The following is a 14,403-nucleotide window of genomic DNA, read 5'->3' on the forward strand; positions in this document are numbered from 1 at the left end:
CTGTCAGTATAAGACAGGATAAAAATAAACCCCGACGAGCGGGGTTTTATTTTATCTATTCAGCGAGTTAAAGCTCGCTGCCGTTGGTTGCAATCACCTTTTGATACCAGGCAAAAGATTTTTTACGACTGCGCGCCAGCGTACCGTTGCCTTCGTTGTCTTTGTCGACATAGATAAAGCCATAGCGCTTTTTCATCTCGCCGGTGCCCGCGGATACCAGGTCGATACAGCCCCAAGGCGTGTAGCCCATCAGATCCACGCCATCTTCCACGACCGCTTTTTTCATTTCAGCGATATGCGCGGAGAGATAGTCGATACGATACTGGTCGTTCACCGTACCGTCGCTCTCCAGCACGTCGATGGCGCCAAAGCCGTTCTCCACGATAAACAGCGGCAGCTGATAGTGATCGTAGAACCAGTTCAGCGAGTAGCGCAGGCCCACCGGGTCAATCTGCCAGCCCCAGTCGGACTTCTGCACGTACGGGTTGGAAACCAGGCTGGTGGTTTCGTCGTAGTCGAGCTGCGGGTTATCTTCGGTGGCCTTGGTGGCAAACGACATATAGTAGCTAAAGCCGATGTAGTCGACGCAGCCCTCAGTGAGCGCCTGACGGTCTTCATCGGTGATATCCAGCGCAAAACCGCGACGCTGGAAGTAGTTCAGCAGGTGCTGCGGATACTTACCGCGCACGTGCACGTCGGTAAACCAGTAGCGGCGATGCATGGCGTTCATTGCCATCATCATGTCGTTCGGCGCGCAGGTCAGCGGATAGATAGGACACATGGCGATCATGCAGCCAATTTGCAGCGCTGGGTTGATTTCACGCGCCGCCTTCACCGCCAGGGCGCTGGCCACCAGCTCGTAGTGTGCCGCCTGGTACATCACCGGCTCGCGATCCTCACCCGGCTGGTACTTCAGGCCAGAGTTGGTAAACGGTGCGAAATCTTCGTGGTAGTTGGCCTGGTTGTTGATTTCATTAAACGTCATCCAGTACTTCACTTTGTGCTGGTAACGGGTAAACACCACTTTGGCGAAGCGGACAAAGAATTCAATCAGCTTACGGTTGCGCCAGCCGCCGTATTCCGTGACGAGGTGATACGGCATCTCAAAGTGCGACAGCGTGATAACCGGCTCAATCCCCAGCTTCAGGCACTCATCGAACAGATCGTCATAGAACTGCAGGCCCGCTTCGTTTGGCGTCAGCTCGTCGCCGTTCGGGAAAATACGCGTCCAGGCGATAGAAGTACGGAAGCATTTATAGCCCATCTCAGCGAATAGCTTCAGGTCGTCTTTATAACGATGGTAGAAGTCGATGGCTTCATGGTTGGGGTAATTTTTCCCCGGCAGCACGCCGTCGGTAATTTCACGCGGCACGCCGTGCGCACCCGCCGTCATCACGTCCGCGACGCTTACCCCCTTGCCGCCCTCTTTCCAGCCGCCTTCCAGTTGATGTGCTGCGACCGCGCCGCCCCAGAGAAACCCAGCTTTAAATCCAGACATATCTTTCCCTCGTTAATCAGTAAGTTGTCGCTGCGAATAGTGCTGATTGAAATGGTAAACCGCGCCAATAAGCCCGGCGTCGTTGCCGTGGCTGACGGTATCGATGTAGTCGGCAATGCCAAACCAGGCAAGGTGCTCGCGCATCAGCGCCAGGAAACCGGGACGTTCAACAATGCCGCCGCCGATGAGAATCGTCTGCGGGTCGAACAGGTTCACCAGGTTATAGAGGCCAGTGCCCAGGCCGTTGAAAAATTCGGCGACCAGGCGCTGGCAGACGACATCGCCCGCGTCGAAGCGGTCGAAAATTTCCTCGCCGGTGACCTCTTCCAGCGTTTTGCCAAGATGCTGCGCATAGCGATAGCGAAGTACGCGCAGGGTACAGTTTTCGTTCATGGAGTAGCGGCGTACGTCGCGAGAGCCGGGGCGTGAAGTTTGCATATAACCGAATTCGCCAGCGCGAAAACGCGCGCCGTGCACCAGCTGATTGTTGCAGAAAATGGCGCCGCCGATGCCGGTACCGATGGTCAGCACCAGAAAATCGGACAGTTCGGCCCCTTTGCCCTGCCAACGCTCGGCCAATAACACACAGTTGGCGTCATTTTCGATAGCGACGGGCAGCCCGGTGCGCTCCTCAAGCCAGTCTTTAATGGCAAAGTTGTCGAAGCGGCGAATCGCGCCGCCCATTTCGATATAGCCGGTATGCGGGTTAACGTAGCCAGGCGCGCTGATGGCGACGCCTTCACATTCGGGATGGGCGGTGATCCAGCCTGCTATCGCCGCGAGAATCTGCTCGCCATCGCTGTCAGTGATAGGCTGTTTTCCCTTTTCCAGCAGCTCGCCGCTGTCGGCGACCACCCCCATTTTTAACGCCGTACCCCCAATATCAAAGGCAGCAATTTTCATTCCATTCAATCCCTTCTGGCCATTTTCAGATCGCTTACCGGGCGCTATGCAACAAAAACAGAAACCGGTTTCATTACTATGATGTGGATTCATCAGAGAGGATGCAAGGACAAGGGTGTACCCGGTTTCATTTTCGTGAGCAGTATCATATTTGACCAATTTAATGATGGAATCGCAGCAAAATACGCAGGCGAAAAATTGGGTGCAGAATAGGCTCGCAAACGTTTGCCTGTACTGATAGAATTGCGCCGATTTTTCTTGCTATCGCAAATGCGTGGAGACTTGCAGTGACCGACAAAACCTCTCTCAGCTATAAAGATGCCGGTGTTGATATTGACGCAGGAAACGCTCTGGTTGACCGTATCAAAGGGGTGGTGAAGAAAACGCGCCGTCCGGAAGTGATGGGTGGACTAGGCGGTTTCGGTGCCTTGTGTGCGCTGCCGCAAAAATATCGTGAACCGGTGCTGGTGTCTGGCACTGACGGCGTTGGCACGAAGTTACGTTTAGCGATGGATTTAAAACGTCATGACACCATCGGCATTGACCTGGTCGCCATGTGCGTCAACGACCTGGTGGTTCAGGGCGCCGAGCCGCTGTTCTTCCTCGACTATTACGCCACCGGCAAGCTGGACGTCGACACGGCGGCAAGCGTGATCAACGGCATCGCCGAAGGCTGCCTGCAGTCCGGCTGTGCGCTGGTCGGCGGTGAAACCGCTGAAATGCCGGGCATGTACCACGGCGAAGATTACGACGTGGCGGGTTTCTGCGTGGGCGTGGTCGAAAAATCTGAAATCATCGACGGCAGCAAAGTCACCGATGGCGACGTGCTGATCGCGCTGGGCTCCAGCGGCCCGCACTCCAACGGCTACTCGCTGGTGCGCAAAATTGTTGAAGTCAGCGGCTGCAACCCGGACACCACCATCCTGGAAGGCAAAACTCTGGCCGACCATCTGCTGGCGCCGACCCGCATTTACGTGAAATCCATTCTTGAGCTGATTGCGAACGTCGACGTTCACGCCATCGCCCACCTGACCGGCGGCGGCTTCTGGGAAAACATCCCGCGCGTACTGCCGGACAACACCCAGGCGGTGATCGACGAGTCCTCCTGGCAGTGGCCTGCGGTGTTCAACTGGATGCAGGATGCCGGTAACGTTAGCCGTCATGAAATGTACCGCACCTTTAACTGCGGCGTCGGCATGGTGATCGCCCTGGCGGCGGATCAGGCCGATAAAGCCATCGCCCTGATGAACGAAAAAGGTGAAAACGCGTGGAAAATCGGCTATATCAAAGCCACGGATTCCGAACAGCGTGTGGTCATCGAGTAAATGAAAAATATCGTGGTGCTGATTTCCGGCAACGGCAGCAACTTACAGGCCATCATTGATGCCTGTGAGCAGAAAAGGATTCATGGCACCATCCGGGCAGTATTCAGCAATAAGGCCGACGCCTTCGGCCTTGAGCGCGCACGCTCTGCGGGTATTCCTCAGCATGCCCTGTCTGCCAGCCAGTTCGCCAGCCGCGAGGCGTTCGACCGCGAGCTGATGCACGAGATTGACGCCTACGCGCCGGATGTCGTGGTGCTGGCGGGGTACATGCGCATCCTGAGCGCTGAATTCGTACAGCACTATCGGGGCAAACTGCTCAACATCCACCCTTCCCTGCTGCCGAAATATCCCGGCCTGAACACCCATCGTCAGGCACTGGATAACGGCGATGCGGAACACGGCACTTCCGTGCACTTCGTGACCGAAGAGCTGGACGGAGGGCCGGTCATATTGCAGGCCAAGGTACCGGTTTTTGACGGTGATGACGAAGCGGAAATCACTTCACGCGTGCAGGTTCAGGAACATGCTATCTACCCGCTGGTGGTGGGCTGGTTCCTCGATGGCCGCCTGAAGATGCAGGATAATCACGCCTGGCTTGACGGCGTGCAGCTGCCGCCCGCGGGCTACGCGGCGGAAGAGTGATATCACGTCGATACGCACAATGAGGGGGCCTTTATGGCCCTCTTTTTTATGCCTTTTTATCCGTACCACAGGTACGAAGAATGGCTAAAAAAAGCTTACATATCAAAACGGATAGCGAATAATTTCTTAGGCAAAACCGGATAACTGTCATACTAAGATGACACAGTTGGACATAACCCGGCAAAGCTAGCAATATAAACGGTGAGACGACTTTGCCGCGTCCCGTGAATTAACCGGAGTGTGAGTAGTAATGGGTCAGGAAAAACTGTACATCGAAAAAGAACTGAGCTGGTTGTCCTTCAACGAGCGCGTCCTTCAGGAAGCGGCAGATAAAAGCAACCCGCTGATTGAGCGCATGCGTTTTCTGGGGATCTACTCCAACAACCTCGACGAATTTTATAAGGTCCGCTTTGCGGAACTGAAGCGTCGCATCATCATCAGCGAAGAACAGGGTGTTACCACACATTCCCGCCACCTGCTGAGTAAAATCCAGGCCCGGGTGCTGAAAGCCGACCAGGAGTTCGATGGACTGTACAACGAACTGCTGCTGGAGATGGCGCGAAACCAGATCTTCCTGATTAACGAACGCCAGCTGTCCGTCAACCAACAGGGCTGGCTGCGTCACTACTTTAAGCAGCACCTGCGCCAGCACATCACGCCGATTCTGCTGAACCGCGAAACCGACCTGGTGCAGTTCCTGAAAGACGATTACACCTATCTGGCGGTGGAAATTATCCGTGGCGAAGAGATCAACTACGCGCTGCTGGAAATTCCTTCTGATAAGGTTCCGCGCTTCGTTAATCTGCCGCCGGAGACACCACGTCGCCGCAAGCCGATGATTCTGCTGGATAACATCCTGCGCTATTGCCTTGACGACATCTTCAAAGGCTTCTTCGACTACGATGCGCTCAACGCCTACTCGATGAAAATGACCCGTGACGCCGAGTACGATCTGGTGCACGAAATGGAATCGAGCCTGATGGAGCTGATGTCCTCCAGCCTCAAGCAGCGCCTCACCGCCGAACCGGTGCGCTTTGTTTATCAGCGCGACATGCCGGATGCGATGGTCGAAATGCTGCGCAAAAAGCTGACCATCTCCCGCTACGACTCAATCGTGCCGGGCGGCCGCTACCACAACTTTAAGGACTTTATCGGCTTCCCGAACGTCGGTAAGGCCAACCTGGTCAACAAACCGCTGCCGCGCCTGCGTCACCTGTGGTTCGATAAGTTCCGCAACGGCTTTGACGCCATTCGCGAGCGCGATGTGCTGCTCTATTATCCGTACCACACGTTTGAACACGTGCTCGAACTGCTGCGTCAGGCCTCCTTCGACCCGAGCGTGCTGGCGATCAAAATCAACATCTATCGCGTGGCGAAAGATTCGCGCATCATCGATGCGATGATTCACGCCGCGCACAACGGTAAGAAAGTGACGGTGGTGGTCGAGCTACAGGCGCGCTTCGACGAAGAGGCCAACATTCACTGGGCGAAGCGACTCACCGAAGCGGGCGTTCATGTCATCTTCTCCGCGCCGGGGCTGAAAATTCACGCCAAACTGTTCCTCATCTCGCGTAAAGAAGGCGATGATGTGGTGCGTTACGCCCACATCGGCACCGGTAACTTTAACGAGAAAACAGCGCGTATTTACACCGACTACTCGCTGCTGACCGCCGACGCGCGTATCACCAACGAAGTGCGCCGGGTGTTTAACTTTATTGAGAACCCCTATCGTCCGGTGAGCTTCGACTATCTGCTGGTATCCCCGCAGAACTCGCGCCGCCTGTTGTACGAGATGATCGACCGCGAGATCGCCAACGCCCAAAACGGTATCGCAGCCGGGATCACCCTCAAGCTCAACAACCTGGTGGATAAAGGCCTGGTCGATCGCCTGTATGCGGCCTCCAGTTCGGGCGTACAGGTCAATCTGCTGATTCGCGGCATGTGTTCTTTGATCCCTGAATTAGAGGGGATCAGCGAAAATATTCGTGTGATCAGCATCGTTGATCGTTTCCTTGAGCACGACAGGATCTATATTTTTGAGAACGGCGGCGATAAACGCGTTTATCTCTCCTCTGCTGACTGGATGACCCGTAATATTGATTACCGTATTGAAGTGGCGACGCCGCTGCTCGATCCGCGTCTCAAACAACGGATCCTCGATATTATCGATATTCTGTTTAGCGACACGGTGAAAGCCCGCTTTATTGATAAAGAACTGAGTAATCGCTATGTTCCGCGCGGCAACCGCCGTAAGGTCCGCTCGCAGCAGGCGATTTACGATTACATCAAATCACTTGAACAACCTGACTAACCTATGCCAATAAAAAGCAAAGCACCCCGGCCGCAGGAGTTTGCGGCGGTTGATCTTGGTTCGAACAGTTTTCACATGGTCATTGCGCGCGTCGTCGACGGAGCAATGCAGATCATCGGCCGCCTGAAACAGCGCGTTCATCTGGCTGACGGTCTGGATGAGAACAACATGCTGAGCGAAGAGGCCATGGAACGCGGGTTAAGCTGCCTGTCACTGTTTGCCGAGCGACTACAAGGCTTCTCCCCTTCCAGCGTCTGTATCGTGGGCACGCACTCGTTACGTCAGGCCGCCAACGCGACCGAGTTTCTCAAGCGCGCGGAAAAAGTGATCCCCTACCCGATTGAAATCATCTCCGGGAATGAAGAAGCCCGTTTGATTTTCATGGGCGTAGAGCACACGCAGCCGGAGAAAGGCCGCAAGCTGGTCATCGACATCGGCGGCGGCTCAACGGAGCTGGTGATTGGCGAAGATTTCGAACCCAAGCTGGTGGAAAGCCGTCGTATGGGGTGCGTGAGTTTCGGCCAGCAGTTCTTCCTGGCGGGCACCATCAACCGCGAGAACTTCCAGCGCGCACGTATGGCGGCAGTGCAAAAGCTGGAAACGCTGGCATGGCAGTTCCGCATCCAGGGCTGGAGCGTGGCGATGGGCGCTTCCGGCACCATTAAGGCCGCGCATGAAGTGCTGCTCGAGATGGGCGAAAAAGACGGTTTCATCACCCCTGAGCGCCTGGAGAAGCTGGTGGAAGAAGTGCTGAAGTATAAGAACTTCAGCAGTCTGAGCCTGCCGGGACTTTCCGAAGAACGTAAAGGCGTGTTTGTGCCGGGGCTGGCGATTCTTTGTGGGGTGTTCGACGCGCTGGCCATTAAAGAGCTACGTCTGTCTGACGGCGCGCTGCGTGAAGGCGTACTGTATGAGATGGAAGGCCGCTTCCGCCATCAGGACGTGCGTAGCCGCACCGCGCAAAGCCTGGCAAACCAGTACAATATCGACCGCGAGCAGGCCCAGCGCGTACTCGAAACCACCATGCAAATGTACGATCAGTGGCTGGAGCAAAACCCGAAGCTGGGAAACCCACAGCTGAACGCGCTGCTGAAATGGGCATCGATGCTGCACGAAGTGGGGCTGAATATTAATCACAGCGGCATGCATCGCCACTCCGCCTACATTCTGCAAAATAGCGATCTACCGGGGTTCAATCAGGAGCAGCAGTACCTGATGGCGACGTTGGTACGCTTCCATCGTAAAGCCATCAAGCTCGACGAACTGCCGCGCTTTACCCTGTTCAAGAAGAAGCAGTTCCTGCCGATGATCCAGCTGCTACGCCTGGGCGTGCTGCTGAACAACCAGCGTCAGGCAACCACCACGCCGCCGACGCTGAAGCTCACGACCGAAGCCAACCACTGGACGCTCTGCTTCCCGCACGACTGGTTTACTCAGAACGCGCTGGTGCTGCTCGATTTGGAAAAAGAGCAGGAATACTGGGAGAGCGTCACCGGCTGGTTGTTAAAAATCACCGAGGAGCGTGCGCCCGACGAAGTTGTCGCGGCCTGATTCGCTGCTTTTGCACTCCACTGCCGCCAGCTCCTCAAGGGGAGCTGGCCTACCAATGCTATAACCCTGCAAGTAATCAATACCCAACGCAATCGCCGCCTGACGAATCTCTTCGTTCTCCACATATTCCGCCACCACGCGCATTTTCTTCATCCGCGCCAGATGGCAGATCGATGCCACAATCTGATAGTCCATACTGCTGGTAGCAATATTGCGGATAAAGCTGCCGTCAATTTTGAGGATATCAGCGCTGATATGCTTAAGCCTGGCGTAGCTGGCATAGCCGGTACCAAAATCATCTATCGCCACCCGACAGCCCAGTTCCTGCAGCTCTCGCAGCGTGCGACGCGCCTGCTCAACGTTGACCAATGAATGACTTTCCGTAATTTCAAAGACCAACTGCCAGGCTTCGATGCCATGCTCTTCCAGCAATAGCGCGACCTGTTTGGAAAAGCCTAGCCCGCTTGCCGTTGATGGCGCCAGGTTCAGCGCCAGCCGCATACCCGGGTTGGTCGCCCGGCGGCTGGCCATAAAGCGCAGCGTATTTTCCAGTACCCACAGGTCGATACGCGAGGCCATACCAAATTCGTGGGCGACTGGCAGGAACAGCGTTGGCGAGATCATCTCATCATCATCATCGCCCAACATACGCAACAGCACTTCGTGATAATCATCGCCGCGAATGCCGACGATCGGCTGCGCCATCAGGCGGAAACGGTCGTTCTCCAGCGCCTGCTGAACGCGGACCATCATGGCGATTTTGTCCTTCAACTCCTGCTGTAAATGCTGCGCGCCGCGCCGCTGGAGGTTTTCAGGGCGGTCGGTCACCAGCGACAGCTCGGCCACCGTATTCAGCTCGCCCAGCATCAGCGAAAGGTGTGACACTGGCGATTGAATGTAGCAGTAGCTGAGGCCAATCTGCGGCTGTAACGGCATGCCGTTCCAGCTATAGCGGAACATCTTCAGACGCGCATAGAGATCTTCAATGCGCTCTTTGTAGGATTCCGTATGCAGCAGTACGGCGAGGTCGCTACCGGTCAACTGGTACACCCCTTCACCAGGACGCAGCACCTCGCTCAGGTACTCCGCCAGATTCTGCTTGTAGTTGATACGCAGCATAATACCGTAGTGCCGCGTGAGTACTTCGAGGTCCGGCATACGCAGGAAACACAGTACCGACCATGGAGTCTTGCCGATTGCCCGATTCAAGGCGCGCATATTGGGCAGATTGACCACGGGATCGATAAAGGCCATCCGTCGCACCCGCTCGTGAATGGCCCGCTGACGGCTTGAGAGCATGGCCATATAAGCAATGATAAACGAGAACACCAGAAAGCTGGACGAGGTAATTGCCAGCTGTACGCTGTAACCTGCGGTGTGTGGCACGTAGTGATAGTGGTAGTGAATCGCCACAATCAGCAGCAGCGTCCAGACCACCGAAATAAAGCGGTAGCCGAAGCGCATCGATCCCCACAGCATAATGGGCAGCAGCAAAGAGATTGTATAGTTGGTGCTGAAAATGGTGCTGCCGCTGTCCAGCGGCTTCATCAGCAAGGAGAAAATCCCCAGCAAGAAGCCGCTCCATACTATCATTTCCGGCCACTTCACTTTTGGGTCAAAGTCCCGGCGCACCTGCGAAATAAAGGAGCGAATATAGTATGGGTTGCGGATTAATCTAATCAGCAAATAACATAACGGCACGCCGGTCAGGTAGCCCATCAGCAGCGACTGGTAGTTGATCAAATTGCGCTGGGTGAGCGGCGAGGTCCATTGTACATCGCTGAAGCTCGGGTAAATACCGATATACAGCGTAAATTGGAGCAGCAACATAAACAGCGTGGCCGGGACAAACATCTGCCAGAACAACCGCTGCGCCATGAGTCGCGTGTCGCCATGCGACACCATTTTGCGCCCGCTGTTGAAGTACTGATAGCCGCCCCATGCCACCAGCGTAGGGATCAGAAACTGCAGCGTGATGCCTATTTCTTCAACCATATGCAGATCGCGCGTGAGATAGCAGCCAATACCAACCATCAGCCCAGGCAACGCTTTCCAGCCGAAAAACAGCATCATACACAGCAGAAACGGCATCGGCAGATAATAAAGGTAGGTCTTGCCGCCGCCAACATAAGTGTACGTATTAGCAAGTCTAATTATTGGCAAGATCAGGAGTGGCAATATCAGCGGAAGACCCCACCAGCAATCGCGATATTGCTTATATATTTTACAGAAATTCATAGATGCTCTATAGATACCCCAAATCCTGCTGGGTATTTTCAGACAGGCATCCAACCTGGCTTAAACGTCCGCGAAAGAAGGCAATGCGCGGGTATAGCGAGAATTTTAGTTATCAGCTACGAATGAAGTTTGATGTGAGTCAAGAAACCGCGTACATAAAAACAATAATTTCGTTTTCTTTGCCGTTTATCTAATTATTAATTTATCTTTGTGAATACGTATAATATCTTATATAACATTAATTAATGTTTTATCTGACGGATTTTTACATTCCCCTCAATTGACCCGTGCGTCACTCTGTGCCTTAATGTACACATCGCCCGTCTATGGGTATTGCTAAAGGACCCCTTTGTGAGCCAGGTTACCAGCCTACGAAAACGACACCGATTTAACAGTCGAATGACCCGGATCGTACTGCTTATCAGTTTCCTCTTCTTCTTCGGACGCTTCGTCTACTCCTCCATCGGTGCGTGGCATCACCACCAGGACAAAAAAGAATCCCAGCAGAGCAGCCTGTCGCAACAGACTCCCCCCGCACAACCCGACGACCGTTAATCCCCCGAAAGATTCCTTACCGAATGGCTAAGCATCTCGTTTAACCATCCGGTAAGGGATCTGCATGACAGGCCATATCCTGTCGTAAATTGGGTAAAAAAACGTTTCCCGCACGAATACACAAAATTTTCTTTTCGCTTCGCCGCACCATTCGCGCTGTTTTTTTATAGTCTTGATAAATGGGCAGAAAAAAGACAATAACTGCGCAAATAATCGCTAACCCATCCACCTTGGATATATGAAAACAAATATATAGATATTTTAAATATCTTCATTTGATTTTTTCGCCATTATTTTTAACCAGCAGGGCTTGTGATGACCGGTTTTACCTTATTTCCAAAAATAAAAAATGCTGTTGAATGGATGGCTGGCCACAGCGATGCGGTTATTCAATTTGGCTGGAATGTTGTTGCCGCTATTATCCTGTTGTTCGTTGGCAAAGCCATCTCACGCCTGCTTTCTCGCGGGCTGGAGAAGCTGCTGCTCAAACGTAAAGTCGATATCACCATTGTCCAGTTTTTCACCGCGCTGGTACGCTACATCACGCTGGCTTTCTTTGTCGTGGCCGCGCTGGGCCGCGTGGGGATTGAAACCTCATCGATCATCGCCGTCATCGGCGCTGCGGGGCTGGCTGTAGGTCTGGCGCTTCAGGGCTCGCTCTCCAACTTTGCCGCGGGCGTGCTGCTGGTTTCCCTGCGCCCTTTCCGCGCCGGCGAAGTGGTACAGATTGGCGCCATGACCGGCACGGTAGAGAAGGTGCACATTTTCTCCACCACGCTGCTGACCGGCGATAGCAAAGAAGTGGTGATCCCCAACGGCAAGATTATCGCTGATAACATTATCAACTACTCCCGTCACCCGTTCCGCCGTATCGACCTGGTGATTGGCGTGGGTTACCAGAGCCGCATTGCCGACGTGAAGCGCGTGATTAATCAGCTGATTGAAAAAGACTCGCGAATTGACCGCCAGCGCGGCGTCACCGTCCGTCTGGGCGAACTGGGCGCCTCGTCGCTGAACTTTTATGTGCGAGTGTGGGTACGCAATGCCGAGTACTGGAACACCTACTACGACCTGCTGGAGAACATCAAAGAGGCGCTGGACGCCAATCACATCGATCTGCCTTATCCACAGATGGATATTCGCGTTGAGAACGTGACCGCACCTGCGCATCCACAGCTACAGCTGGTTGATTAATCCCGGGGGCACGAGGGTGCCCTTTGCAACAGCTTCACTAATTCAGCAATCCCTTTGCTGAGGATCTTATCCTGGCGCATCACCACCGCCAGTTGGCGGTGCAAAAGTGGCGCCAGCGAACTGACGTGCAGCCCTTCACGATCGCGGGGCGCCTCAACCGCCATACGCGGAATAATACTGTAGCCCAGCCCGGCGGCCACCATGCGCTTTATCGCTTCAATACTGCCCAGCTGCATCACCGGCCGGGCTTCTACGCCTGCGCGTTGGAACCAGCCGTCAATCAGACTACGCGTGCCGCTTCCTTGCTCGAATGCGATAAGCGGTAGCGCCCGCAACCCGGCAGGCGTTGCCGTTGGCGTCCGTTGCGCCGCGGCAATAATCAGCACAAACTCTTCTCGTTGAGCCGCCATGACCTCCAGACTACGCCCGCTAGCGGGCAAGGTGACCAGCCCCAAATCGAGCCGATTCTCTTCTATGGCCCGCACGATATCCGGCGTATTGCCAGTGGTCACCCCGACCGTCAGCAGCGGGTAACGCTCACGCAGTTCTTGCAGCATCGGCGGCAACAGATGAATGCACGCCGTAGCCCCGGTGCCCAACGTAATCTCACCGCTCACCTGCTCGCTGCATTCGTTTACCGACTGCACGGCTTCATTCACCGCCTGTTCAATCCGCTCGCCGTGCAGCAGCAACGCCATTCCTGCCGCCGTCGCCTTCACGCCGCGCCCGGTACGCTCAATCAACCTTGCCTGTAAGAACTGTTCAAGCTGACGTACCTGAAGACTTACCGCCGGCTGAGAGATACCCAGCACGTCAGCCGCTGCCGAAAAGCTGCCGCGCTGCACCACCAGGCGGAAGGTTGCCAGATATCCCAGATTCAAGGTCGTCATACAAAGTTTCTCTTATCAGGGTCATAAACGGAGGGCTCTGCCAGCACAATAGCGTGAGCGTTATGCTGCCAGCAACTGCATAACTGACGAGAATATAATGAAAACACCTGCCGCCCCTCTTTCTGTCACCCTTGCCGCTGGAGGCAACCAGTTGATTAACTGGGGAATCTCGTTTTACATGCCTGGCACCTTCGCCCGCGCGATTATGCAAGATACCGGCTGGGCAGCGACGCATATCTATTTCGGCCTGACGCTGGCCATGCTGGTCATGGCGCTACTGTCGCCATGGGTCGCCCGCCTGCTGGCACATTTTGGCGGCCAGCGTGTGGTGATCGGCGGCACAATGCTGATTGCCATAGGCTGTCTTTTGATGTCTCTCATCCACACCTTGTCGGGATGGTACTGCGCCTGGATACTGACCGGCGTCGGCATGCGGCTGGCGCTGTACGACGGTCTGTTTGCCGCGCTGGTGAACCTTTACGGCCAGCGAGCCAGAGCGACCATTTCCCGCGTCACCTTAGCCGGCGGGCTAGCCTCCGCATTCTTCTGGCCGCTGGGCAGTGCATTACTCACGCTAATCGACTGGCGACATGCGCTGCTGGTGTACAGTCTGCTCGGGTTTCTGAGCGCTCTGATTCTCATCCCAATGCCTAACCAAAAACGGCCGCCAGTGAGCCCGCGCAGCCCCAGCGCAGCCTTCTCCCGCGACGTTCATATGGGCTGGCTTTACGCCGCACTGATTGCCATCGTGACCTTTATCTCTAATGGCACCTCTACGCATCTGCCGGAGTTTATCGCCGCCCACGGTCTCCCCATCGCCGTGGGTATTCTGTGGGGCGTCGGGCAGACCGGGGCGCGCTTTCTTGAAGTCGCCTCCGGTTCCGTGTTAACCCCTATCAGACTGACGCTGCTCACGGTCTTTTTCATACCGCTGTGCTTTGCATTGGGTATCAGCAGCACACATATTGGCTGGGCGGCCGGAGGATTTGTCCTCGGGTACGGCGCAATCAACGGTTTGACCACGGTATTCAAAGCCACGTTGCCACTTCAACTGTTCGCCGCCGAAGACTATGCCCGCCGCACTGGCGTATTGCTGATCCCCGCCCAACTGCTGGCTGCCGCCTCGCCGTTTGCCTACGCCTGGCTCAATCAGACGCTGGGTATGAAGGGAAGCCTTACCGTATCCGCAGCCCTTGCCGTCATAGCCGCTGGGCTGGCGGTGACCATTGCGCTGTGCCAGACTACTCGCATAACAAAAAACAACGATCAACACGCTTCACGACAAGGATAACCCCC

Annotated in this window: 11 protein-coding genes; 7 read left to right on the forward strand and 4 right to left on the reverse strand. The window is 55.0% G+C overall.

Going from position 1 to position 14,403, the window contains the following annotated elements:
• Positions 1–67 precede the first annotated feature (67 nt).
• Together K7B04_RS23135 and bglK are read right to left on the reverse strand one after the other, a co-directional pair.
• Complete coding sequence (locus tag K7B04_RS23135) at positions 68–1,498, reverse strand: 6-phospho-beta-glucosidase (RefSeq protein ID WP_163446571.1); 1,431 nt, start codon at positions 1,496–1,498, stop codon at positions 68–70.
• 12 nt (positions 1,499–1,510) lie between these two features.
• Entirely contained in the window at positions 1,511–2,401 is an 891-nt protein-coding gene (gene bglK, locus K7B04_RS23140; RefSeq protein ID WP_163446570.1) for a beta-glucoside kinase BglK, read from the reverse strand.
• Positions 2,402–2,688: 287 nt separating this feature from the next.
• On the opposite strand from bglK, the gene purM reads away from it, so the two are divergent.
• The 4 genes from purM to ppx all read left to right on the forward strand — a co-directional run bounded on the left by purM (position 2,689) and on the right by ppx (position 8,230).
• Positions 2,689–3,726: a phosphoribosylformylglycinamidine cyclo-ligase gene (gene purM, locus K7B04_RS23145; protein ID WP_223803111.1), complete on the forward strand. Its 1,038-nt coding sequence runs from the start codon at positions 2,689–2,691 to the stop codon at positions 3,724–3,726.
• On the forward strand, positions 3,727–4,368 hold the full coding sequence (purN, locus tag K7B04_RS23150; RefSeq protein ID WP_163446568.1) for a phosphoribosylglycinamide formyltransferase: 642 nt from the start codon (positions 3,727–3,729) through the stop codon (positions 4,366–4,368). It begins immediately after the preceding gene.
• A gap of 250 nt (positions 4,369–4,618) precedes the next feature.
• Positions 4,619–6,679, forward strand: coding sequence for a polyphosphate kinase 1 (ppk1, locus tag K7B04_RS23155; RefSeq protein ID WP_163446567.1), 2,061 nt, complete (start codon positions 4,619–4,621; stop codon positions 6,677–6,679).
• A 3-nt stretch (positions 6,680–6,682) separates the two neighbouring features.
• On the forward strand, positions 6,683–8,230 hold the full coding sequence (ppx, locus tag K7B04_RS23160) for an exopolyphosphatase (protein ID WP_163446566.1): 1,548 nt from the start codon (positions 6,683–6,685) through the stop codon (positions 8,228–8,230).
• Here ppx and K7B04_RS23165 read toward each other — a convergent pair.
• The gene (locus tag K7B04_RS23165) at positions 8,183–10,468 is read right to left on the reverse strand and encodes an EAL domain-containing protein (RefSeq protein ID WP_223803112.1); all 2,286 of its coding nucleotides are present in this window, start codon (positions 10,466–10,468) and stop codon (positions 8,183–8,185) included. The genes ppx and K7B04_RS23165 overlap by 48 nt on opposite strands.
• 351 nt (positions 10,469–10,819) lie before the next feature.
• Here K7B04_RS23165 and K7B04_RS23170 point away from each other — a divergent pair, with 351 nt between their 5' ends.
• Positions 10,820–11,023, forward strand: a complete 204-nt coding sequence (locus K7B04_RS23170) for a YfgG family protein (RefSeq protein ID WP_167575254.1) — start codon at positions 10,820–10,822, stop codon at positions 11,021–11,023.
• Positions 11,024–11,338: 315 nt separating this feature from the next.
• Entirely contained in the window at positions 11,339–12,217 is an 879-nt protein-coding gene (gene mscS / locus K7B04_RS23175; protein WP_163446563.1) for a small-conductance mechanosensitive channel MscS, read from the forward strand.
• Here the strand turns inward: mscS and K7B04_RS23180 are convergent.
• Positions 12,214–13,107 carry a LysR family transcriptional regulator gene (locus K7B04_RS23180; RefSeq protein ID WP_223803113.1) on the reverse strand — a complete coding sequence of 298 codons (894 nt, stop codon included), beginning with the start codon at positions 13,105–13,107 and terminating at the stop codon, positions 12,214–12,216. The two genes, mscS and K7B04_RS23180, sit on opposite strands and share 4 nt — an antisense overlap.
• Positions 13,108–13,204: 97 nt before the next feature.
• Here K7B04_RS23180 and K7B04_RS23185 point away from each other — a divergent pair, with 97 nt between their 5' ends.
• Positions 13,205–14,398, forward strand: coding sequence for an MFS transporter (locus tag K7B04_RS23185; protein WP_223803114.1), 1,194 nt, complete (start codon positions 13,205–13,207; stop codon positions 14,396–14,398).
• The last annotated feature ends 5 nt before the right edge of the window (positions 14,399–14,403 follow it).

The sequence above is a fragment of the Kluyvera sp. CRP genome, from assembly GCF_019930565.1.
Classification (GTDB): Bacteria; Pseudomonadota; Gammaproteobacteria; order Enterobacterales; family Enterobacteriaceae; genus Kluyvera; species Kluyvera georgiana_A.